The following is a 21,549-nucleotide window of genomic DNA, read 5'->3' as shown; positions in this document are numbered from 1 at the left end:
TGCGCGTTCTCCGCCCGCCGACCGGGCACGATGCGTACCGTGGGCAACCGTTCATGATCAGGGACCACACCGAGAACCGAGAAAGGGGCTGCGGAGGATGGCACAGGAAGTACGTGGCGTCATCGCACCGGGGAAGGACGAACCGGTACGCCTGGAGACGATCGTCGTGCCCGACCCGGGGCCCGGCGAGGCGGTGGTGAAGGTCCAGGCGTGCGGCGTCTGCCACACCGACCTCCACTACAAGCAGGGCGGGATCAACGACGACTTCCCGTTCCTGCTGGGGCACGAGGCGGCCGGGATCGTGGAGTCGGTCGGCGAGGGCGTCGAGGACGTCGCGCCCGGCGACTTCGTGGTGCTGAACTGGCGCGCGGTCTGCGGCAAGTGCCGGGCCTGCAAGCGGGGCCGGCCGCAGTACTGCTTCGACACGCACAACGCCCGGCAGAAGATGACCCTGCGGGACGGCACCCCGCTGGAGCCGGCCCTCGGCATCGGCGCCTTCGCCGACAAGACGCTGGTCGCCGCCGGCCAGTGCACCAAGGTCGACCCGGACGTCTCACCGGCCGTCGCGGGCCTGCTGGGCTGCGGGGTGATGGCGGGCATCGGTGCCGCCCTGAACACCGGCGGGGTCAGCCGCGGCGACAGCGTCGCCGTGTTCGGCTGCGGCGGCGTCGGCGACGCGGCGATCGTCGGCGCGCGGCTGGCCGGCGCCACCCGGATCATCGCCGTCGACATCGACGACCGCAAGCTGAACAAGGCCCGCGAGGTCGGTGCCACCCACACCGTCAACTCCCGCACCACCGACCCCGTCGAGCACATCCGCGGGCTCACCGACGGCTTCGGCGTGGACGTCGCCATCGAGGCCGTCGGCCGGCCCGAGACCTACCGGCAGGCCTTCTACGCCCGCGACCTGGCCGGCACCGTCGTCCTGGTCGGCGTACCCACCCCCGAGATGACCCTCGAACTGCCGCTGCTGGACGTCTTCGGCCGGGGCGGCGCGCTCAAGTCCTCCTGGTACGGCGACTGCCTGCCGTCCCGCGACTTCCCCATGCTCGTCGAACTGCACCGCCAGGGCCGCATCGACCTCTCCGCGTTCGTCACCGAGACCATCGGCCTGGACGAGGTCGAGCACGCCTTCGCCCGCATGCACGAGGGCGACGTGCTGCGCTCGGTGGTGATCCTCTGATGCCCGCCCGCGTCGACCACCTCGTCACCCACGGCACCTTCTCCCTCGACGGCGGCACCTGGGAGGTGGACAACAACGTCTGGATCGTCGGCGACGACGAGGAGGCGATCGTCATCGACGCCGCCCACGACGCCGAAGCCGTCCAGGCCGCCCTCGACGGCCGCACCCTGCGGGCCGTCGTCTGCACCCACGCCCACGACGACCACGTGGCCGCCGCCCCCGCCCTCGCGGCCCGCACCGGCGCAACCATCCACCTGCACCCCGACGACCTGCCGCTGTGGCGGCTGACCCACCCCACCACCGCACCCGACCGCGACCTCGCCGACGGCCAGGTCCTCACCATCGCCGGCGTCGACCTCACCGTCCTGCACACCCCGGGCCACGCCCCCGGCGCCGTCTGCCTCTACGCACCGGACCTCGGCACCGTCTTCACCGGCGACACCCTCTTCCAGGGCGGACCCGGGGCCACCGGCCGGTCCTTCTCCGACTTCCCGACCCTGGTGGACTCCATCCGCGACAAGCTGCTGACCCTGCCGCCCGAGACCCGGGTGTGCACCGGACACGGGGAGTCCACCACGATCGGCCAGGAGGCACCCCACCTCCAGGAGTGGCTCGACCGGGGGCACTGAGCACCGGCGGCCCGCGGTGGACCGGTTCGCCGCGGGCCGACCCGCCCGCCCCCCCTCCGGCGCGGCAGGGAGAACTCCCTGCAAGGGCTGGCACACTGACCCCACAGGGACGGTAACGCGCCACCCGGACCGCGCCTTCCGCCCCGGCCGGCCGAACACGGAACGCGCGTGGGGCCGCACGGACCAGGCACGCCGCGGCCCGTACCGGCGGACTCGCAGGCAACTCGCAGACAGGGGCAGCAGGTGAACACAGACGACATCCGGCCACCGGCAGGCGGCGGCCCCACGCCCACTCTGGACCCGCTGGCAGCGGTACGCGCCGACGGCGACCCCGCCACCGACGTCTACCTCACCGGCACCGTCTTCCTCGACATCGTCTTCACCGGCCTGGACTCCGCCCCCGTGCGCGGCACCGAGTCCTGGGCGCGCGGCATGGGCTCAAGCCCCGGCGGCGTCGCCAACATGGCCACCGCCCTCGCCCGCCTCGGCCTGCGCACCTCGCTGGCCGCGGCCTTCGGCGACGACGTCTACGGCGAGTACTGCTGGGAGTCGCTGGAACAGGGCGAGGGCATCGACCTGGCGCTCTCCCGCCGCGTGGCGGGCTGGCACTCGCCGGTCACCGTCTCCATGGCCTACGAGGGCGAACGCACCATGGTCTCGCACGGCCACGAGGCGCCCGCCGAGGAGGAGGCCGTCCGCTCCGCCTTCGGCGGCAGCCACGCCCCCGGCTGCCCGCCCGCCGCACGGGCCTGCGTCGCCTCCCTCGTCCCCGGCAGGCCCGAGGGCTGGCTGGGGTGCGCGGCCTCCCGCGGCAGCAGCATCTTCGCCGACGTCGGCTGGGACGAGTCCGGGCGCTGGGACCCCGCCGACCTCACCGACCTGCGGCACTGCGAGGCGTTCCTGCCCAACGCCGAGGAGGCGATGCGCTACACCCGCACCGACGACCCGCGGGCCGCCGCCCGCAAACTCGCCGACCTGGTGCCGATCGCGGTCGTCACCATGGGCGCGGCGGGCGCCTACGCCGTCGACGGCCGCACCGGCGAGGAGGCCGAGGCACCCGCCGTCGACGTGGAGGCGCTGGACCCCACCGGGGCGGGCGACGTCTTCGTGGCGGGCTTCGTCACCGGCACCCTGGCGCGGTGGCCGCTCGCCGACCGCCTCGCCTTCGCCAACCTCACCGCGGCACTGTCGGTGCAGGAGTTCGGCGGCTCGCTCTCGGCCCCCGGCTGGACGGAGATCGCCGCCTGGTGGCAGCACCTGCGCTCCTTCGACGACCAGGACCGCGCCGCCCTGCGCCGCTACGCCTTCATGGACCGGCTGCTGCCCGCCTCCTGCGGCGGCCTGCCGCTCGCCCGGGCGGTGCCCACCATCGGCTTCCGCCGCCCCGGTCCGCCCCCGGCCCGGCCCCGCACCTGACACCGCGGCCGGCGGCCCCGGTTCCGCGGCGGGTGCCACGCGGCGGCACGGCACCCGGTCCGCCCTGCGAAAAGCCGTCGGCCCTGTCGGCGGCCCGTCGTACCCTGGGACACCGAAGGATCACGGACCTCAAAGAGAGGGTTGTGCAGGCCACAGAGCCGGCCCATGACGCAGACACCCACAGGCCCCCAGGCACGCGCACAGATCAGCATTCCGGCCAAACACCCCATGGTCACGGTCCTGGGGTCGGGCGACTCGCTGCTGCGCGTGATCGAGCGGGCGTTCCCCGGCACCGACATCCACGTCCGCGGCAACGAGATCAGCGCCGTCGGTGACGAGCACGAGGTCTCGCTCGTCCAGCGCCTCCTCGACGAGATGCTACTGGTCCTCCGCACCGGCCAGCCCATGACGGAGGACGCGGTCGAGCGCTCCATCGCCATGCTGCGGTCCGCGGGCGACGGCGAGGGCGAGGAGGGCGCGGAGACCCCCGCTACCGTCCTGACGCAGAACATCCTGTCCAACCGCGGGCGCACCATCCGCCCCAAGACGCTCAACCAGAAGCGGTACGTCGACGCCATCGACCAGCACACCGTCGTCTTCGGCATCGGCCCCGCCGGCACCGGCAAGACCTACCTGGCGATGGCCAAGGCGGTGCAGGCGCTCCAGTCCAAGCAGGTCAACCGCATCATTCTGACCCGGCCCGCGGTCGAGGCGGGGGAGCGGCTGGGCTTCCTGCCCGGCACCCTCTACGAGAAGATCGACCCCTACCTGCGCCCGCTCTACGACGCGCTGCACGACATGCTCGACCCCGACTCCATCCCCCGCCTGATGGCCGCCGGGACGATCGAGGTGGCGCCGCTGGCTTATATGCGGGGTCGTGCGCAGCCGGTGTTCAGCAAGGTGCTCACACCTGACGGCTGGCGTCCGGTCGGGGACCTGAGGGTCGGCGATCTGGTCACCGGCTCGAACGGTGAGCCCACTCCAGTCCTGGGGGTGTACCCCCAGGGGGAGAAGGACATCTACCGGGTGACCGCTCAGGACGGTTCCTGGACGCTCTGCTGCGGTGAGCACCTGTGGACGGTGCGAACCGCATCCGACCGGCGCCGTGACAAGCCGTGGCGGGTGTTGGAAACACAGCAGATGATCGGCAACCTCCGTGCCGCCCACGCTCGGCGTTACGAACTGCCGATGCTGACCGCACCAGTGCGCTATCCCGAACGTGAAGTCCCCATGGATCCCTACGCCCTGGGGCTTCTCCTCGGTGACGGCTGCTTGACGGGCTCGACGACCCCCTCCTTCTCCTCGGGGGACCCGGAACTGGCGCGGATGCTGGAGTCAGTGCTGCCGGGCGTCGTGGTCCGGCACAAGCGTGGGCCGGACTACGTCCTCAACCGGGAGAAGTCGCCGGGCGATGTGGTCACTCTCGAGAACCCGGTGACAGGGGTGCTGCGGAAGCTCGACCTGCTCGGCACGCGTTCGCACACCAAATTCGTGCCGGACGAGTATCTGCGCAACTCGGCGGACGTCCGGTTGGCCGTGCTACAGGGGTTGCTCGACGCCGACGGCGGTCCGGTCACCCAGCGCGACCGCACCTGCCGCGTCCAGTACAGCACGACCTCGATCCTGCTGCGCGATGACGTGATCTCCCTGGTGCAGTCGCTGGGAGGTGTGGCCTACACCCGTCGTCGCATGGCGGTAGCCCGACGGCGGGGCAAGGCTCTTGCCGGGCACAACTATGACGCCCACGTCGTCGACATCAGGCTCCCCGAGGGGATCGCGCCGTTCAGATTGGCACGCAAGCTCGACGTCTACACAGCAAGCGGCGGTGGGCGTCCCATGCGCTTCATCGATTCCATCGAGCCCGCAGGGCGAGAGGAGACCGTGTGCATCCAGGTTGCCGCTGAGGACTCTCTCTACGTCACCGACAACTACCTGCTGACGCACAACACCCTCAATGATGCCTTCATCATCCTGGACGAGGCTCAGAACACCAGTCCGGAGCAGATGAAGATGTTCCTGACCCGGCTCGGCTTCGAATCCAAGATCGTCATCACCGGTGACGTCACGCAGGTCGACCTGCCGGGCGGCACCAAGAGCGGTCTGCGGCAGGTGCAGGAGATCCTGGCCGGGGTGGACGATGTCCACTTCGCCAAGCTGGACAGCACCGACGTCGTCCGCCACAAGCTGGTCGGCCGTATCGTCGACGCCTACGAGAAGTACGACGCCACCCAGGGCGAGCGAGAGTCCGACGACCACCAGCGGCGACCGCGCCGCCGGTAGCAGCGGTCCACCTCCGCCGTCACCGACCGGCGCCCCCGGTCGGTGACGGGGCCCGGTGGACCCGCCCCCGCGAACCGCAGTCCCGCCCCGCGGGACACCGCACACCCCAGCGAGAGACCGAGAAACCCACCCCATGTCGATCGACGTCAACAACGAGTCCGGAACCGACATCGACGAGCAGGCGGTCCTCGACGTCGCCCGCTACGCCCTGTCCCGGATGCGCATCCACCCCCTCTCGGAGCTCTCCGTCATCGTCGTCGACGCCGACGCGATGGAGCAGCTCCACATCCAGTGGATGGACCTGCCCGGCCCCACCGACGTGATGTCCTTCCCGATGGACGAGCTGCGCCCGCCCGCCAAGGACGACGAGGATCCCCCCCAGGGGCTGCTGGGCGACATCGTGCTGTGCCCCGAGGTCGCCAGGAAGCAGGGCGAGGAGGCCCCCACCGGGCACTCCATGGACGAGGAGCTGCAACTGCTGACCGTCCACGGCGTCCTGCACCTCCTGGGCTACGACCACGAGGAACCGGACGAGAAGGCGGAGATGTTCGCCCTGCAGGCCGCGATCGTCGACGGCTGGCGCGCCGAGCGCGGCCTCACCGGGCCCTCGCCGGCGCCCACCACCCGATGACGGCCCAGCCCCCGCCGCCCTCCGCCACCTTCAGGACCACGAGGAGACCGTGACCACCCAACTGATCGTCGTGGCGATCCTGCTCGTCGTCGTCGCCTGGCTCGCGGCGTGCGCCGAGGCGGGCCTGGCCCGCACCACGAGCTTCCGGGCGGAGGAGGCCGTCCGGGCCGGCCGCCGCGGCAGCGCGAAGCTGGCCTCGGTGGCCGCCGACCCGACCCGCTACCTCAACCTCGCGCTGCTCGTCCGCGTCGGCTGCGAGATGGCGGCCGGCGCGCTGGTCACCTTCGCGTGCCTGCGCGGCTTCGCGCAGACCTGGCAGGCGCTCACCGTCGCCATCGGCGTCATGGTGCTCGTCTCCTACGTCGCCATCGGCGTCTCGCCGCGCACCATCGGCCGGCAGCACCCGCTCAACACGGCCACCGCGGCGGCCTACGTGCTGCTGCCGCTGGCCCGGGTGCTCGGCCCGGTGCCGCAACTGCTCATCCTCATCGGCAACGCGCTCACCCCCGGCAAGGGCTTCCGCAAGGGCCCGTTCGCCTCCGAGGCCGAGCTGCGGGCCATGGTGGACCTCGCCGAGCAGGAGTCGCTCATCGAGGACGAGGAGCGGCGCATGGTGCACTCGGTCTTCCAGCTCGGCGACACCCTGGTGCGCGAGGTGATGGTGCCGCGCACCGACCTGGTCTCGGTGGAGCGGTTCAAGACCATCCGCCAGGGGCTCACGCTCGCGCTGCGCTCCGGGTTCTCGCGCATCCCGGTCACCGGGGAGAACGAGGACGACGTGGTGGGCGTGGTCTACCTCAAGGACCTCTCCCGCAAGGTTCACATCAGCCGGGACGCCGAGACGGAGCTGGTCTCCACCGCCATGCGGCCCGCGGTCTTCGTGCCCGACACCAAGAACGCCGGTGACCTGCTGCGCGAGATGCAGCGCGACCGCAACCACGTGGCCGTCGTGATCGACGAGTACGGCGGCACCGCCGGCATCGTCACCATCGAGGACATCCTGGAGGAGATCGTCGGGGAGATCACCGACGAGTACGACCGGGAGCTGCCGCCGGTGGAGGACCTCGGTGAGGACCGCTACCGCGTCACCGCCCGACTCGACATCGGCGACCTGGGCGAGCTGTACGGCCTGAGCGGGCTGGACGACGAGGACGTGGAGACGGTCGGGGGCCTGCTGGCCAAGCTGCTGGGCCGGGTGCCGATCGCCGGTGCCGCCGCCGAGATGGACCTGAGCGCGCACGTCACCGAACGGCCGCTGAAGGCGCTGCGGCTGACGGCGGAGTCGCCGGCGGGACGGCGCAACAAGATCGTCACGGTGCTCAGCGAGCCGGTGTGGCTGCCTGAGGAGGCGGAGGACGTGCCGGGCGGCGAGTGAGGGCCGCCGGTGGCGGCACCGCTCCCGGCAGTGGCGCCGCCACCGGCCCGGGGCCGTGCGCAGACGGGACGCGAGCCGGGGCCGACCGGGTCTCCTCGGCCCGGCCCGTGGTGCGGCCTCCCTCGCCGGTCCGGCCGGCAGCGCCCCGCATATGCTCGGTGCCATGACCGACGCAGCAGAGCTGGACCCCGAAGACCGCAAGATCGTGACCCTGGCCCGCTCGGTGCGGGCCCGCAACGGTGTGGCCGAGGGCGCGGCCGTGCGGGACGAGACGGGACGCACCTACGTCGCCGGCAGCGTCTCGCTGCCCTCCCTGCGGCTGAGCGCGCTGCAGACCGCCGTGGCGATGGCGGTGGCCAGCGGCGCCCACTCGCTGGAGGCCGCTGCCGTGGTCAGCGAGGCGCAGACGCCCGCCGAGGACGACCGGGCCGCGGTCCGTGACCTGGGAGGCCCCGAGACCCCCGTGCTGCTGGCGGGCCCCGACGGCGCGGTGCGCCTCACGGTGCAGGCCGGCTGAGCCGGCGGGCCACCGGCCCGGGCCCGGCGGACGCCGCTCGTCCTCGTGCGCCGGGGCCCCGTCCGGGGCCCCGGCGGGCTGGTCGGCGGCGGCCCGCGCATCGGGGAGAATGGTCGCCATGAGCGTTCGAACAGACTCCTCCTCCGCGCCGTACCGCGCCGGCTTCGCCTGCTTCGTCGGCCGGCCGAACGCGGGCAAGTCGACCCTGACGAACGCCCTGGTCGGCCAGAAGGTGGCCATCACCTCCAACCGGCCGCAGACCACCCGGCACAGCGTGCGCGGCATCGTGCACCGGCCGGACGCCCAGCTCGTGCTGGTCGACACCCCGGGGCTGCACAAGCCCCGCACGCTGCTGGGGGAGCGGCTCAACGACGTGGTGCGCACCACCTGGGCCGAGGTCGACGTCATCGGCTTCTGCCTGCCGGCAGACCAGAAGATCGGCCCCGGTGACCGTTACATCGCCGCCGAGCTGGCCGGCATCAAGAAGACCCCCAAGATCGCCGTCGTCACCAAGACGGACCTGGTCGACTCCAAGGCGCTCGCCGAGCAGCTGCTCGCCGTCGACCGCCTGGGCCGGGAGCTGGGCATCGAGTGGGCGGAGATCGTGCCGGTGTCGGCCGTCGACGCCCACCGGGCGATCGAGGCCGCGAAGAGCCGCACGGCCGAGGCGGAGAGCGGCGGCAGCGGGGCCGCCGCACAGGCGGGCGTGGCGCTGCCCGGACAGGTCGGGCTCCTCGCCGACCTGCTGGTGCCGCTCCTGCCCGAGGGCCCGGCGCTCTACCCGGAGGGCGACCTCACCGACGAGCCCGAGCAGGTCATGGTGGCCGAGCTGATCCGGGAGGCCGCGCTGGAAGGTGTCCGCGACGAGCTGCCGCACTCCATCGCCGTCGTCGTCGAGGAGATGCTGCCCCGCACCGACCGGCCCGCCGACCGGCCGCTGCTGGACGTGCACGCCACCGTCTACATCGAGCGGCCCAGCCAGAAGGGCATCGTCATCGGGCCCAAGGGCCGCCGCCTGAAGGAGGTCGGCACCAGGTCGCGCCAGCAGATCGAGGCGCTGCTCGGCACACCCGTCTTCCTCGACCTGCACGTGAAGGTCGCCAAGGACTGGCAGCGCGACCCCAAGCAGCTACGGCGGCTGGGCTTCTAGCCGGGCTGCCCGGGCCGGTCGGGCCTGCCGCGCCCGCACCCGGTCAGGAACCCTCCTTGAGGACCCGGCCGACCAGGTCGCGCTGGTCGCCGGTGAGCCGGGGATCGGCGAAGTAGACCGTGCGCTCGTCGACGCGGAGGGCGTAGCTGTAGCCGTCCGGCACTCCGTCGGGAGGGTTGTCCTCGCCGTCCGCGAGTGCCCGGTCGGCCAAGGCGTGCCACTCCGCGGCGTCCGAGCGCTCCTCGGTGTCCACCTCGGCTTTACGGCTGATTCCGGCGAATCCGCCACTTCGTCGCACTTCGATCCGCATGCAGAACCCCTACCCACTGGGGCGCTGCCTATGGGCCGGCCGACCCGATCGGCCCGATCGGCCGGCCCCGCTCCGGGCGCGGTCCGCGACCGGGGTCCGGGCCCGCAGCCCGGGGCGGCCCGGTCGGGGCCGCCCCGTCGCGGACGGTGGGCGTCACCGGATGTCGACGCCCACGCCGTTCCAGGCCTTGGCGACGGCCTGGGCCGCGTCCCCGTCGCCGAAGCGGGCGCGGGCCGCGGCCACCGTCAGCTTGGCGAAGTCGGCGAACTGGGCGTTGGAGGCCAGCTTGCCGCCGGTGAGCACGTCGTACCAGACCTGGCCCGCCCGCTCCCAGGCGTTGCCGCCGAGCGCCTTGGCCGCCAGGTAGAAGGCGTGGTTGGGGATACCGGAGTTGACGTGCACGCCGCCGTTGTCGTCGGTGGTCCTGACGAACCCGTCCATGGTGGCGGGCTGCGGGTCCTTGCCCAGCTTGTCGTCGTCGTAGGCGGTGCCCGGCGCCTTCATCGAGCGCAGCGCCTTGCCCTGGACGTCGGGGCCGAGGAGCCCGGAGCCGATCAACCAGTCGGCCTCCGCCACGCTCTGGCCCAGGGCGTACTGCTTGATGAGCGAGCCGAAGACGTCGGAGACCGACTCGTTGAGAGCCCCGGACTGGCCCTGGTAGTCGAGGTTGGCCGTGTACTGGGTGACGCCGTGGGTCAGTTCGTGACCGATGACGTCGACGGGGATGGTGAAGTCGAGGAAGAGCTCGCCGTCGCCGTCGCCGAAGACCATGCGCTTGCCGTCCCAGAAGGCGTTGTCGTACTTCTGCCCGTAGTGGACGACACCGTCGAGCGGCAGGCCGTGGTTGTCGATGGAGTGGCGGCCGTAGACCTTCAGGTACAGGTCGAAGGTGGCGCCGAGACCGGCCTGGGCGCGGTTGACGGAGGCGTCCTTGGCGGGCGGGTCGTCCTCGGAGTGGACCTTGCGGCCGGGCAGGTTCTCGGTGTGCCCGGCGTCGTAGATGGTGCGCTCGGGCTTGTCGGAGGGCGCGGCGCCGGCGGGCCCGCTGGTCGCGGCCACCATGGCCAGGCGGTGGTCGCGGTGGCGGCTGTCGTGCTCCAGGGTGAGGCGGGCGTGTTCGGCGCGGTGGTCCTCGCTCCCGGCGAGGTGGTCGAGGATGTGCGGCGGGACGATGGTGCAGAAGACCGGTGTGTGTGGCGCGTGGTTGGCGTTCATACCCGTGTTATCGCCCGTCGTGAGAACCGAGTAACTCTCCGCAGTCGACTTTCTGTGGTGCGCCGCTCCGTCCCCCGGGCCCGGAGGCGGGCGGCGGGTCTGCTTCCCCGGAAGCGGACGGCGGGTGACGTGGAGCATAGGGCGCGCTCCGGCGTTCTCGCATACTGGAACCGGATCGCCCACCGACGAGCGTCTCCGCTATGGTGCTGACCACTATGCGTTTCGGGCTGCTTCTCCTTAGCTGCCGCGGCGAGGGCCTGTAGTCGAAGGTCGACCCCCTCCCCGCGGAGTTCGGTGATGCGCCAATCGCCCCGTCGGCCGCCTTCAGCGGAACACGAGGAGCCCTTCGCAGATGACCCAGTCCCAGCCTTCCGTAGGCCGCCCCACCCCGATCACCGCCGCGACCGTCACGCAGCGGCCCTCCGGGCTGCCGATCCACCGCTACGGGCAGTACGAGGCCGTCCGGATCCCCGACCGGACCTGGCCCGACCAGCGCATCACCAAGGCTCCCCGCTGGCTCTCGACCGACCTGCGGGACGGCAACCAGGCGCTGATCGACCCGATGTCGCCGGTGCGCAAGCGGAAGATGTTCGACCTGCTGGTCGCCATGGGCTACAAGGAGATCGAGGTCGGCTTCCCCTCCTCGGGCCAGACCGACTTCGACTTCGTGCGCTCCATCATCGAGGAGGGCGCGATCCCCGAGGACGTGACCATCTCCGTCCTGACCCAGGCCCGTGAGGAACTGATCGAGCGGACCGTGGAGTCGCTGCGCGGCGCCCACCGCGCCACCGTCCACCTGTACAACGCCACCGCGCCCACCTTCCGCCGGGTCGTCTTCCGCGGATCGCGCGAGCAGGTCAAGCAGATCGCCGTCGACGGCACCCGGCTGGTCATGGAGTACGCCGAGAAGCTGCTGGGCGAGGAGACCGTCTTCGGCTACCAGTACAGCCCGGAGATCTTCACCGACACCGAGCTGGACTTCGCCCTGGAGGTCTGCGAGGGCGTCATGGACGTCTGGCAGCCCGAGGCCGGCCGCGAGATCATCCTCAACTGCCCGGCGACGGTGGAGCGTTCCACGCCCTCCACGCACGCCGACCGGTTCGAGTGGATGTCGCGCAACCTCTCGCGCCGCGAGTTCGTCTGCCTGTCCACCCACCCCCACAACGACCGCGGCACCGCGGTGGCCGCCGCCGAACTGGCCGTCATGGCCGGCGCCGACCGCGTCGAGGGCTGCCTGTTCGGGCAGGGCGAGCGGACCGGCAACGTGGACCTGGTCACCCTGGGCATGAACCTGTTCTCCCAGGGCGTCGACCCGATGATCGACTTCTCGCAGATCGACGAGGTCCGCCGGACCGCCGAGTACTGCAACCAGATGGAGGTCCACCCGCGCCACCCCTACGCGGGCGACCTGGTCTACACCGCCTTCTCCGGCTCCCACCAGGACGCCATCAAGAAGGGCTTCGACGCCATGGAGGCGGACGCCGCCGCCCAGGGCAAGTCCTTCGAGGACCTGCAGTGGGACGTCCCCTACCTGCCCATCGACCCCAAGGACGTCGGCCGTTCCTACGAGGCCGTCATCCGCGTCAACTCCCAGTCCGGCAAGGGCGGCATCTCCTACGTCCTGAAGAACGACCACGCGCTGGACCTGCCGCGCCGGATGCAGATCGAGTTCTCCCGGATCATCCAGGCCAAGACCGACGCCGACGGCGGCGAGGTCACGCCGGCCGCGATCTGGTCGATCTTCCAGGACGAGTACCTGCCGGTGCCCGACAACCCCTGGGGCCGTATCTCCCTGCGCACCGCGCAGACCTCGACCACGACCGAGGGCACCGACGCCCTCACCGTCGAGGCGGTCGTGGACGGGGCGGACGTGGTGCTCACCGGCAGCGGCAACGGCCCGCTGGCCGCGTTCTTCGACGCCCTGCACGCCGTCGACGTCGACGTACGGCTGCTGGACTACAGCGAGCACACGCTGAGCGAGGGCGCCGGCTCCCAGGCCGCCGCGTACATCGAGTGCGCCATCGACGGCAAGGTCATGTGGGGCGTGGGCATCGACGCCAACATCGTGCGCGCCTCGCTGAAGGCCGTCGTCTCCGCGGTCAACCGCGCCTCCCGCGCCTGACCACGGCCCGCGGAGCCGTCCTCCCGCCCGTCCGGGGGAGGTCGGCTCCGGGCGCGCGGGCGCGGCTGCCCGCGCCGGCGCGGGGGTCGATACCCGGCCACCTCCGTACGAGGTACTGACGCCCGCCGCCCGATGTGGCTAACATCACGTCACGGCGACGAGGCCGGGGCGTTACGGAGGTCTGCGTGATGCACAAGCTGCGCTTGGTGGGCGTGCGCACCGTCTGGCACACCACCGCGGACGGCGAGTTCTTCTGCTCGGCGTGCGGTGGGGACCGCAACTACCGCCACCGAAGCGGCCGCAGACGACTGACGGTGCTCGGTGTGCCCGTACTGGCCCGCGGTGACGCCACCCCCGTCGTGGAGTGCTCGTCCTGCCGCGGCCACTTCGGCCCCGAGGTGCTGGACCGCCCCACCACCACCCGCTTCTCCGCCATGCTGCGCGACGCCGTGCACACCGTCACCCTCGCCGTGCTCGCCGCGGGCGGCGCCACCACCCCCGCCGTGCGTGAGCGGGCCGTGGCGACGGTACGGGCCGCCGGCTTCACCGAGTGCACCGAGGAGCAGCTCGTCACCCTGCTCGCCGCACTCGCCGCCGACCCCGCCCTCGACCCCAGGCCGCGCCGGGAGGGCCCGGCCGGCCCGCACGCCGCCCCCACCTTCGGCGCCCTGCACCCGGCCGCCACCGTCCTGGCCCTGGAACTGCACGACGCGCTGCGCCCCCTGGCCCCCCACCTCCAGCCGGCGGGACGTGAGCGGCTGCTGCACCAGGCCGCCCGGGTCGCGCTCGCCGACGGCCCGTTCACCCCCACCGAGCGTGAACTGCTGCACACCGTCGGCGCCGTGCTGCTGCTCGACGAGGCGGTCGTCACCGCTCTGCTGGAGGAGGCGGACCAGGCCGACCCGGACGCCGCCTGACCCGCTTCCCGCCCGCTCCCCGCACCCGGTCCGGCCACCGCCCGCGCGGTGACCGCCGGCCTCGTCAGCAGCCACCGCCGCGAGGGCGGACAATGGACTCCATGAGTCTGTTCCGCGACGACGGCATCGTGCTGCGCACCCAGAAGCTGGGAGAGGCGGACCGGATCATCACCCTGCTCACCCGCGGTCACGGCCGGGTACGGGCGGTGGCCCGCGGGGTGCGGAAGACCAAGTCGAAGTTCGGCGCCCGGCTGGAGCCTTTCAGCCATGTCGACGTGCAGTTCTTCGCCCGCGGCGCGGAGCTGGTGGGCCGCGGCCTGCCACTGTGCACGCAGAGCGAGACCATCGCTCCCTACGGCGGCCCCATCGTCACCGACTACGCCCGCTACACCGCGGGCACCGCCATGCTGGAGACCGCGGAGCGGTTCACCGACCACGAGGGCGAGCCCGCCGTCCAGCAGTACTTGCTGCTGGTGGGCGGCCTGCGCACCCTCGCCCGGGGAGAGCACCAGCCCTCCCTGGTGCTCGACGCCTTCCTGCTGCGCTCCCTCGCCGTCAACGGCTACGCCCCCAGCTTCGAGGCCTGCGCCAAGTGCGGGATGCCCGGGCCCAACCGTTTCTTCTCGGTCGCCTCGGGCGGCATGGTCTGCGGCGAGTGCCGGGTGCCGGGAAGCGTCGTACCCTCCTCGGAGGCCATTGTTCTGCTGGGCGCCCTGCTCACCGGGGACTGGGCCGCCGCCGACGCCGCCGAGCCCCGCCACGTCCGTGAGGGCAGCGGCCTGGTGGCGGCCTACCTGAGCTGGCACCTGGAGCGGGGACTGCGCTCCCTGCGCTACGTGGAACAGTGGGCGGAGCAAGGAGGCCCCAGGCGCGCCGACCGGACGTGACGGACGGTGCGCCGCCGGGCGCGACCGGGTCCGACCGCAGGTGCGGGGCGGACCGACGAGGGCGGGCAGCCGCGTCGCGCAGCGCGCGGCACCGGGTGGTGCGCCGGCGACGGCCGGCGCCACCGCAGGACGACACATAGGAGACGTGGACCGCATGGCACGACGCGGGATTCTGGGCCGTTCCCGGCGCGAGTACAAGACGCCCGAGCCGCACCCCTCCGGCGCGCGACCGCCGAAAATCCCCGGCGAACTGGTGCCGAACCACGTGGCCGTGGTCATGGACGGCAACGGCCGCTGGGCCAAGGAGCGCGGCCTGCCCCGCACCGAGGGCCACAAGGTCGGTGAGGGCGTCGTCCTGGACGTGCTCAAGGGCTGCCTGGAGATGGGGGTGAAGAACCTCTCCCTGTACGCCTTCTCCACCGAGAACTGGCGGCGCTCCCCCGAGGAGGTGCGCTTCCTCATGAACTTCAACCGCGACGTCATCCGGCGCCGCCGCGACGAGATGGACGAGCTGGGCATCCGCATCCGCTGGGTGGGCCGGATGCCCAAGCTGTGGAAGTCGGTCGTCCAGGAGCTCCAGGTCGCCCAGGAGCAGACCACCGGCAACGACGCGATGACGCTCTACTTCTGCGTCAACTACGGCGGCCGGGCGGAGATCGCCGACGCCGCCGCGGCGCTGGCCCGCGACGTCAAGGAGGGCCGCCTGGACCCGTCGAAGGTCACCGAGAAGACCCTCGCCAAGTACATGTACTACCCGGACATGCCGGACGTCGACCTGTTCCTGCGCCCCTCCGGCGAGCAGCGCACCTCCAACTTCATGCTCTGGCAGAGCGCCTACGCGGAGATGGTCTACCAGGACGTCCTCTGGCCCGACTTCGACCGCCGCAACCTGTGGGACGCCTGCCTGGAGTACGCCCAGCGCGACCGGCGGTTCGGCGGGGCGATCGAGAACGAGACGGCCTCGGCCGAGGGGACGGGCACGGCCTGAGCCACCGCCCGGGGGCGGCTCTCCCGTCGAGCGCCGACGGGTACCGGCCCCCGCCCGGGCCCCCGCACGCCCTCGCCCGCAAGGTTCCTAGGATGGTCCGGCAAGCCGGCGACGGGTCCGGCGCGGGGCGGGGGGCCGATGAACAGGGCGGAGAACGCGGGTGCCGGGCAGGCGTGGGGAACGGGCGCCGCAGGGACCGCCGAGGCAGCACCGCAGCAGGTGCGGCTGGTCTACCAGCTGACCCGGCGCGACTGGCGGGAGGCGCTGGCAGCCCGCGCCAGGGTGTCCCGGGCCGCACGGTGGCAACGCCGCCTCCTCCTGGTGTGCCTGGCATCCGTGGTGTGCTGCTACGCGGCTCTGCTGATCGTGGCACCGGAGCGGTTCACGGTGCAGGCCGCGGTGGCCCCGGTGGCCTTCCTCCTCGCACTCCTCGTCCTGCCGAGGTTGCGGGCGGCGCAGCTGCACCGACTGACCGAACGCAACGGTGCCTTGACCGTCGTGGCGGCGGCCGACGGCCTGCACGTGGCACACCGCCTCGCCGCGGGGCACAACTCCTGGCAGGCGACCCCGCGTTACGTGGAGACCGCGCGCCTGTTCGTCCTGCTGAGCGGCGACCCGAACGCCTCGCACCTGGTCGCGCTGCCCAAAGCCGGCGTGCAGGACCCCGGCGGACCAGATGCCCTGCGGGCCGTGCTCGACGGGCACCTGCGACGCGTCTGATTTCCCCCCGCCCCGGCACGCTGCGAGGTCCGGGGCGGCGCCCTACGCCTTCCGGGCGCCCGTCGTGCTCTCGCCGCGCTCCGCGCAGTCGCCGCAGGTGCCGAAGACCTCGATGGTGTGGTCGACGTCCCGGAAGCCGTGCTCGCGGGCGATCTGCTCGGCCCAGTCCTCCACGGCCGGGCCCTCGACCTCCACCGCCCTGCCGCAGGAGCGGCACACCAGGTGGTGGTGGTGCTCGTCGGTGTGGCAGCGGCGGTAGACCGACTCGCCGTCGGTGGTGCGCAGCACGTCGACCTCGCCGGCGTCCGCGAGGGACTGGAGGGTGCGGTAGACCGTCGTCAGGCCCACCGAGTCGCCGCGGTGCCGGAGCATGTCGTGCAGCTCCTGGGCGCTGCGGAACTCCTCCACCTCGTCCAGCGCCGCGGCGACGGCGGCCCGCTGCCGCGTCGACCGCCCGCGCACCGGGGAACCCGCGCCTGTCGCCACCGTTGCCTCCCTCGACCTGGGACGTCTGGCCCCGCCCTCTCGTGGTGGCCATTGTGCCAGGCTGCGACGGGAAACCGCCGGTCCGCGCCGCACCGGAACCGGACCGGCGCGCTCCGGCGCGACGGAGGGGAGCGGGCCCCTCACTCCGGACCCGCCGGTCCGGCCGGCGCCGGCTGCCCGGCGCCGGCCGGGGCGGGCGCGGCGACGGCGGCTGCCCGGCGCGCCGCCAGCGGGGCCGCGACCACGGCGGCGACCGCGAAGACGGCGATGGCCAGCAGGACGATGCTCGCCCCGGGCGGCACGTCCACGTAGAAGGAGAAGACGGTGCCCGACAGGGTGCAGGCCACGCCCATCGCGGTAGCGAGGGCGAGCGTGGTGACGAAGCCGCGGGTGAGCTGCTGGGCCGCCGCCACGGGCACCACCAGCAGGGCGCTCACCAGCAGCAGGCCCACCGCCCGCATGGAGACGGTGACGGTCACCGCCGCCGTCACGGCCAGCAGCAGGTTCAGGGCGCGCACCGGCAGCCCCAGTACGCGCGCGAACTCCTCGTCCTGGCAGACCGCGAACAGGCGGCGGCGCAGCCCCAGGGCGACGGCGAGGACGAAGGCGGCCAGGACCGCGGTCACCGTGACGTCCTGGGGGGAGACGCTGGTGATCGAGCCGAAGAGGTAGCTGGTCAGATTGGCGGTGGAGCCGCCGGGGGCCAGGTTGACCAGCAGCACGCCGCCGGCCATCCCGCCGTAGAACAGCATCGAGAGGGCGATGTCGCCGCGGGTGCGGCCGTACCAGCGCACCAGCTCCATGGCGACGGCGCCCAGCGCCGCGACGACCACCGCCGTCCACACCGGCGAGGTGCGCAGCAGGAAGCCGAGGGCGACGCCGGTCAGCGCCACGTGGCCGATGCCGTCACCCATGATCGCCTGGCGGCGCTGGACGAGGTAGATGCCGACGGCGGGCGCGCACACGCCGACCAGGACGGCCGCGAGCAGCGCCCGCTGCATGAAGGGGTAGGTCAACAGGTCCATGGTGGTCTTCGTCCCGTCAGGTCAGCAGCCCGGGGCGGGCGGGGAGGGCGTCGGCGGGGGCGTGCGGGTGCACGTGGTCGTGGCCGGGCAGGGCGTGCTGCCCCACGGCCGGCGGCGGCGGACCGTCGTGCGTCACGCAGCCGTCGCGCAGCACCACGGCACGGTCGATGAGCGGCTCCAGCGGGCCGAGCTCGTGGAGGACCAGCAGCACGGTCGTGCCCGCCGCGACCTGCTCGCGCAGGGTGGCGGCCAGCACCTCCTGGCTGGCGAGGTCCACGCCGGCCATCGGTTCGTCCATGATCAGCAGCTCGGGCCGGCCCACCAGGGCCCTGGCTATGAGGACCCGCTGGTGCTGGCCGCCGGAGAGGGCCGCCACCGGGTCGCCGGCCCGGTCGGCCATGCCCACCAGGTCCAGGGCGCGGGTGACGGCGGCGCGTTCGGTGCGGGCCCTGGCGGGCGTGCGCAGCCGGGGGCGGGCGCCGGCGAGCAGCCCGGAGGTCACGACCTCGCGGACGGTGGCCGGCACGCCGCCGGTCGCGGTGGTGCGCTGGGGGACGTAGCCGATCCGGGCCCACTGCCGGAACCGGCGCAGCGGGCTGCCGAAGAGCTCCAGCTCGCCGGCGGTCAGCGGGACCTGCCCCACCACGCTGCGCACCAGGGTGGACTTGCCGGAGCCGTTGGCGCCCAGGAGCGCCACCACCTCGCCGCGGCGGACGGTGAGGCCGACGCCGCGCAGGACGGGCCGGCCGCCCAGGGCCGCGACGCCGCCGCGCAGCGAGAGAAGGACGGGGGCCGGGTCCTGCGTGCGGGACGGGCCGGGGGCGGGGTGCGGCTGCCGGTCGGGCCGGGACTGCCGGGGCAGGGGCATGGCGTCTGCTCGATTCTGTGCCGGGGTCGCGGGGCCCGCGGAGGGCCGGGCGGCCGGGGGAGGAGGGGGAGGAGCCGGTGGTCGCCCGGGCCCGGTGGCCGCCTCGCGTCGCGGGGCAGCCGGGGAGGGGCGACGGGCCCGGGCCTCAGGAGGCCCCGAGGGCCTTGCGCAGCGCCGTCAGGTTGGCGTCCATGACCTGGAAGTAGTCCCGGCCGCGGGAGGCCTTGGTGATGCCTTCCAGCGGGTCCAGGACGTCGGTGCCCGCCCCCACGTCCCTGGCCAGGGTCTTCGCGGTCGTCGGGCTGGCGAGGGTCTCGAAGAAGACGGTGTGCACGTGGTGGCGGTGGGCCAGTTCCTGGAGCTCGCGGATGCGCGCGCCGCTGACGTCGCCGCTCTCGGGGTCGACGCCGCTGACGGCCTCCTCGGTCAGGCCGTAGCGCTCGGCGAGGTAGCCGAAGGCGGCGTGGGTGGTGATGAAGGTGTCCGAGGTGCGGTGCTCCAGCCCCTCGCGGTAGCGCCGGTCGAGGGCGTCGAGCCGGTTCACGAGGGTGTCGGTGTTCTTCTCGTAGGTCGCGCGGTGCCCGGGGTCGGCCGCGGCGAGGGTGCGGCCGACGCCCTTGGCGACCTGGGCGAACCGGACGGGGTCGAGCCAGATGTGCGGGTCGGCACCCGCCCCGTCCTCGTCCGCGTCGCCGGTGCCGTTGTCGCCGGTGGTGTGGTGGCTGCCGTCGACCTCGGAGCCGTGCTGTTCGAGGTGGGAGAAGGCCGCCGCGTCGGCGACGTGGGCGACGCCGGACTGCCGCACGGCCTCGTCCACCGCGGGCTGGAGGCCGTGGAGGTAGAGGACGGCGCCGGACTCGCCGAGGGCGGCGGTCTGGCGGGGGCTGAGCTCCAGGTCGTGCGGTTCGGTGCCGGGGGAGGTGAGGTCGGTGACGGCGACGTGGTCGCCGCCGATCTGCCGGGCCAGGAACTCCAGGGGGTAGAAGGACGCCGTCACCTTCAGCCGTCCGTCACCGTCCCTGCCGTCCCCGCCGCCGGTGGCGGAGCAGGCGCCGAGGGCCAGGAGCGCGCCGGCGGCCGTGAGGGCGGTCAGCGCCCTGGCGGCGCGGCGCGGAGGACGGGGGACGGCGAGGCGACGGCGACCTATGTTCATGAAAGTCATTTTCAACAAAGATGGAAATGATTGTCAACAGCGTGAGGAGGGTGTGGAGGAGTGCGGGCGCCCCGGGGTGTACACCCCCACCGATTTGATCCGGGGGGTACGGCCGCCGGTAACCTGAAGCATTCGCTCGACCCGTATCCCGACCAGCACCCCCTCAGGCGCTCTCCGCGCCGCCCGCATCCCCCGTCGTCGTCGTTAATGAAGAGAGCACCGTGGCCGCCGACAAGATCGACACCATCGTCAGCCTCAGCAAGCGCCGTGGCTTCGTCTACCCCTGCAGCGATATCTACGGTGGTCAGCGTGCCGCCTGGGACTACGGGCCGCTCGGTGTGGAGCTGAAGGAGAACATCAAGCGCCAGTGGTGGCGCGCCATGGTGACCTCGCGCGAGGACGTCGTGGGTCTGGACTCCTCGATCATCCTGGCCCCCGAGGTGTGGGTGGCCTCCGGTCACGTGGCCACCTTCACCGACCCGCTGACCGAGTGCACCTCCTGCCACAAGCGCTACCGCGCCGACCACCTGGAGGAGGCGTACGAGGCCAAGCACGGCCGGCTCCCCGAGAACGGCATGGCGGACATCAACTGCCCCAACTGCGGCAACAAGGGCGGCTTCACCGAGCCCAAGCAGTTCTCCGGGCTGCTCTCCACGCACCTCGGCCCGACCCAGGACTCCGGCTCGGTGAGCTACCTGCGTCCCGAGACCGCGCAGGGCATCTTCACCAACTTCGCCAACGTGCAGCAGACGGCGCGCAAGAAGCCGCCGTTCGGCATCGCGCAGACCGGCAAGTCCTTCCGCAACGAGATCACGCCGGGCAACTTCATCTTCCGCACCCGCGAGTTCGAGCAGATGGAGATGGAGTTCTTCGTCAAGCCGGGCGAGGACGAGGAGTGGCACGAGTACTGGATGGAGCAGCGCTGGAACTGGTACCGGGACCTCGGTATCCAGGAGGCGAACATCCGCTGGTACGAGCACCCCAAGGAGAAGCTGTCGCACTACTCCAAGCGCACGGCTGACATCGAGTACCGCTTCAACTTCGGCGGCACCGAGTTCTCCGAGCTGGAGGGTGTGGCCAACCGCACCGACTACGACCTCTCCTCGCACGCCAAGGCCTCCGGCCAGGACCTGTCGTACTACGACCAGGAGGCCGGCGAGCGGTACACCCCGTACGTCATCGAGCCGGCGGCCGGCGTCAACCGCGCCATGCTCGCCTTCATGCTCGACGCCTACAACGAGGACGAGGCGCCCAACGCCAAGGGCAAGATGGAGAAGCGCGCCGTCATGCGCCTCGACCCGCGGCTGGCCCCGGTCAAGGTCGCCGTCCTCCCGCTCTCCCGCAACCCGGAGCTCTCCCCGAAGGCCAAGGGCCTGGCCACGGACCTCCGCAAGAACTGGAACATCGAGTTCGACGACGCGGGCGCCATCGGCCGCCGCTACCGCCGCCAGGACGAGATCGGCACGCCGTTCTGCGTCACTGTCGACTTCGACACCCTTGAGGACAACGCGGTGACGGTGCGCGAGCGCGACACCATGAAGCAGGAGCGGGTCTCCCTGGACCAGATCTCCTCCTACCTCGGCGGTCGTCTGCTGGGCTGCTGAGCCCCCCGGGCGCGGCGGCGGAAGCCGCGCCCGCAGACGCACGACGCGCGACGCCGGCCGGACGGTCCACCCG

The 21,549-nt window shown here is 72.6% G+C and carries 20 protein-coding genes; 14 read left to right on the top strand and 6 right to left on the bottom strand.

The window, feature by feature from the left end; translation table 11 throughout:
• Window positions 1–97 precede the first annotated feature (97 nt).
• From ACFV3R_RS02940 to ACFV3R_RS02905, 8 genes are all read left to right on the top strand, one after another.
• Window positions 98–1,183 carry an S-(hydroxymethyl)mycothiol dehydrogenase gene (locus ACFV3R_RS02940; protein WP_385574390.1) on the top strand — a complete coding sequence of 362 codons (1,086 nt, stop codon included), beginning with the start codon at window positions 98–100 and terminating at the stop codon, window positions 1,181–1,183.
• Complete coding sequence (locus tag ACFV3R_RS02935; protein WP_385574387.1) at window positions 1,183–1,812, top strand: MBL fold metallo-hydrolase; 630 nt, start codon at window positions 1,183–1,185, stop codon at window positions 1,810–1,812. Before ACFV3R_RS02940 ends, ACFV3R_RS02935 begins: the two co-directional genes overlap by 1 nt.
• 243 nt (window positions 1,813–2,055) lie before the next feature.
• Complete coding sequence (locus tag ACFV3R_RS02930) at window positions 2,056–3,228, top strand: carbohydrate kinase family protein (protein ID WP_385574384.1); 1,173 nt, start codon at window positions 2,056–2,058, stop codon at window positions 3,226–3,228.
• A 165-nt stretch (window positions 3,229–3,393) separates the two neighbouring features.
• The gene (locus ACFV3R_RS02925) at window positions 3,394–5,508 is read left to right on the top strand and encodes a PhoH family protein (protein ID WP_385574382.1); all 2,115 of its coding nucleotides are present in this window, start codon (window positions 3,394–3,396) and stop codon (window positions 5,506–5,508) included.
• Between the two features lie 133 nt (window positions 5,509–5,641).
• A complete protein-coding gene (ybeY, locus tag ACFV3R_RS02920; RefSeq protein WP_385574379.1) occupies window positions 5,642–6,139 on the top strand; it encodes an rRNA maturation RNase YbeY in 498 nt (165 codons plus the stop codon).
• Window positions 6,140–6,188: 49 nt separating this feature from the next.
• Window positions 6,189–7,514, top strand: a complete 1,326-nt coding sequence (locus ACFV3R_RS02915) for a hemolysin family protein (RefSeq protein WP_385574376.1) — start codon at window positions 6,189–6,191, stop codon at window positions 7,512–7,514.
• 163 nt (window positions 7,515–7,677) lie between these two features.
• The gene (locus tag ACFV3R_RS02910; protein WP_385574372.1) at window positions 7,678–8,031 is read left to right on the top strand and encodes a cytidine deaminase; all 354 of its coding nucleotides are present in this window, start codon (window positions 7,678–7,680) and stop codon (window positions 8,029–8,031) included.
• Between the two features lie 109 nt (window positions 8,032–8,140).
• Entirely contained in the window at window positions 8,141–9,181 is a 1,041-nt protein-coding gene (locus ACFV3R_RS02905) for a GTPase Era (RefSeq protein WP_385574369.1), read from the top strand.
• Between the two features lie 43 nt (window positions 9,182–9,224).
• On the opposite strand, the gene ACFV3R_RS02900 is transcribed toward ACFV3R_RS02905, so the two are convergent.
• Together ACFV3R_RS02900 and ACFV3R_RS02895 are read right to left on the bottom strand one after the other, a co-directional pair.
• Window positions 9,225–9,491: a protealysin inhibitor emfourin gene (locus ACFV3R_RS02900; RefSeq protein WP_385574366.1), complete on the bottom strand. Its 267-nt coding sequence runs from the start codon at window positions 9,489–9,491 to the stop codon at window positions 9,225–9,227.
• 153 nt (window positions 9,492–9,644) lie between these two features.
• Window positions 9,645–10,706 (bottom strand): M4 family metallopeptidase, encoded by a 1,062-nt coding sequence (locus tag ACFV3R_RS02895; protein WP_385574362.1) that lies wholly within the window; start codon window positions 10,704–10,706, stop codon window positions 9,645–9,647.
• Window positions 10,707–11,058: 352 nt separating this feature from the next.
• Here ACFV3R_RS02895 and leuA point away from each other — a divergent pair, with 352 nt between their 5' ends.
• The 5 genes from leuA (at window position 11,059) to ACFV3R_RS02870 (ending at window position 16,340) form a co-directional block, all read left to right on the top strand.
• Window positions 11,059–12,828, top strand: a complete 1,770-nt coding sequence (gene leuA / locus ACFV3R_RS02890) for a 2-isopropylmalate synthase (RefSeq protein WP_385574359.1) — start codon at window positions 11,059–11,061, stop codon at window positions 12,826–12,828.
• Window positions 12,829–13,016: 188 nt separating this feature from the next.
• Entirely contained in the window at window positions 13,017–13,745 is a 729-nt protein-coding gene (locus ACFV3R_RS02885) for a TerB family tellurite resistance protein (protein ID WP_385574356.1), read from the top strand.
• Window positions 13,746–13,846: 101 nt separating this feature from the next.
• Entirely contained in the window at window positions 13,847–14,632 is a 786-nt protein-coding gene (gene recO / locus ACFV3R_RS02880; RefSeq protein WP_385574351.1) for a DNA repair protein RecO, read from the top strand.
• 154 nt (window positions 14,633–14,786) lie between these two features.
• Entirely contained in the window at window positions 14,787–15,620 is an 834-nt protein-coding gene (locus ACFV3R_RS02875; protein WP_385574347.1) for an isoprenyl transferase, read from the top strand.
• Window positions 15,621–15,758: 138 nt separating this feature from the next.
• Window positions 15,759–16,340: a YcxB family protein gene (locus tag ACFV3R_RS02870; RefSeq protein ID WP_385574344.1), complete on the top strand. Its 582-nt coding sequence runs from the start codon at window positions 15,759–15,761 to the stop codon at window positions 16,338–16,340.
• Between the two features lie 42 nt (window positions 16,341–16,382).
• On the opposite strand, the gene ACFV3R_RS02865 is transcribed toward ACFV3R_RS02870, so the two are convergent.
• The 4 genes from ACFV3R_RS02865 to ACFV3R_RS02850 all read right to left on the bottom strand — a co-directional run bounded on the left by ACFV3R_RS02865 (window position 16,383) and on the right by ACFV3R_RS02850 (window position 19,872).
• On the bottom strand, window positions 16,383–16,826 hold the full coding sequence (locus ACFV3R_RS02865) for a Fur family transcriptional regulator (RefSeq protein WP_385574341.1): 444 nt from the start codon (window positions 16,824–16,826) through the stop codon (window positions 16,383–16,385).
• 140 nt (window positions 16,827–16,966) lie between these two features.
• Window positions 16,967–17,851 carry a metal ABC transporter permease gene (locus ACFV3R_RS02860; protein ID WP_385574336.1) on the bottom strand — a complete coding sequence of 295 codons (885 nt, stop codon included), beginning with the start codon at window positions 17,849–17,851 and terminating at the stop codon, window positions 16,967–16,969.
• A gap of 16 nt (window positions 17,852–17,867) precedes the next feature.
• Window positions 17,868–18,719 carry a metal ABC transporter ATP-binding protein gene (locus ACFV3R_RS02855; protein WP_385574333.1) on the bottom strand — a complete coding sequence of 284 codons (852 nt, stop codon included), beginning with the start codon at window positions 18,717–18,719 and terminating at the stop codon, window positions 17,868–17,870.
• Window positions 18,720–18,864: 145 nt separating this feature from the next.
• Entirely contained in the window at window positions 18,865–19,872 is a 1,008-nt protein-coding gene (locus tag ACFV3R_RS02850; protein ID WP_385574328.1) for a metal ABC transporter solute-binding protein, Zn/Mn family, read from the bottom strand.
• Between the two features lie 221 nt (window positions 19,873–20,093).
• On the opposite strand from ACFV3R_RS02850, the gene ACFV3R_RS02845 reads away from it, so the two are divergent.
• Window positions 20,094–21,476 (top strand): glycine--tRNA ligase, encoded by a 1,383-nt coding sequence (locus tag ACFV3R_RS02845; RefSeq protein ID WP_385574325.1) that lies wholly within the window; start codon window positions 20,094–20,096, stop codon window positions 21,474–21,476.
• The last annotated feature ends 73 nt before the right edge of the window (window positions 21,477–21,549 follow it).

It is taken from the genome of Streptomyces sp. NPDC059740, assembly GCF_042733155.1.
Classification (GTDB): domain Bacteria; phylum Actinomycetota; class Actinomycetes; order Streptomycetales; family Streptomycetaceae; genus Streptomyces.
This window is presented reverse-complemented; position numbering and strand designations above follow the sequence as displayed.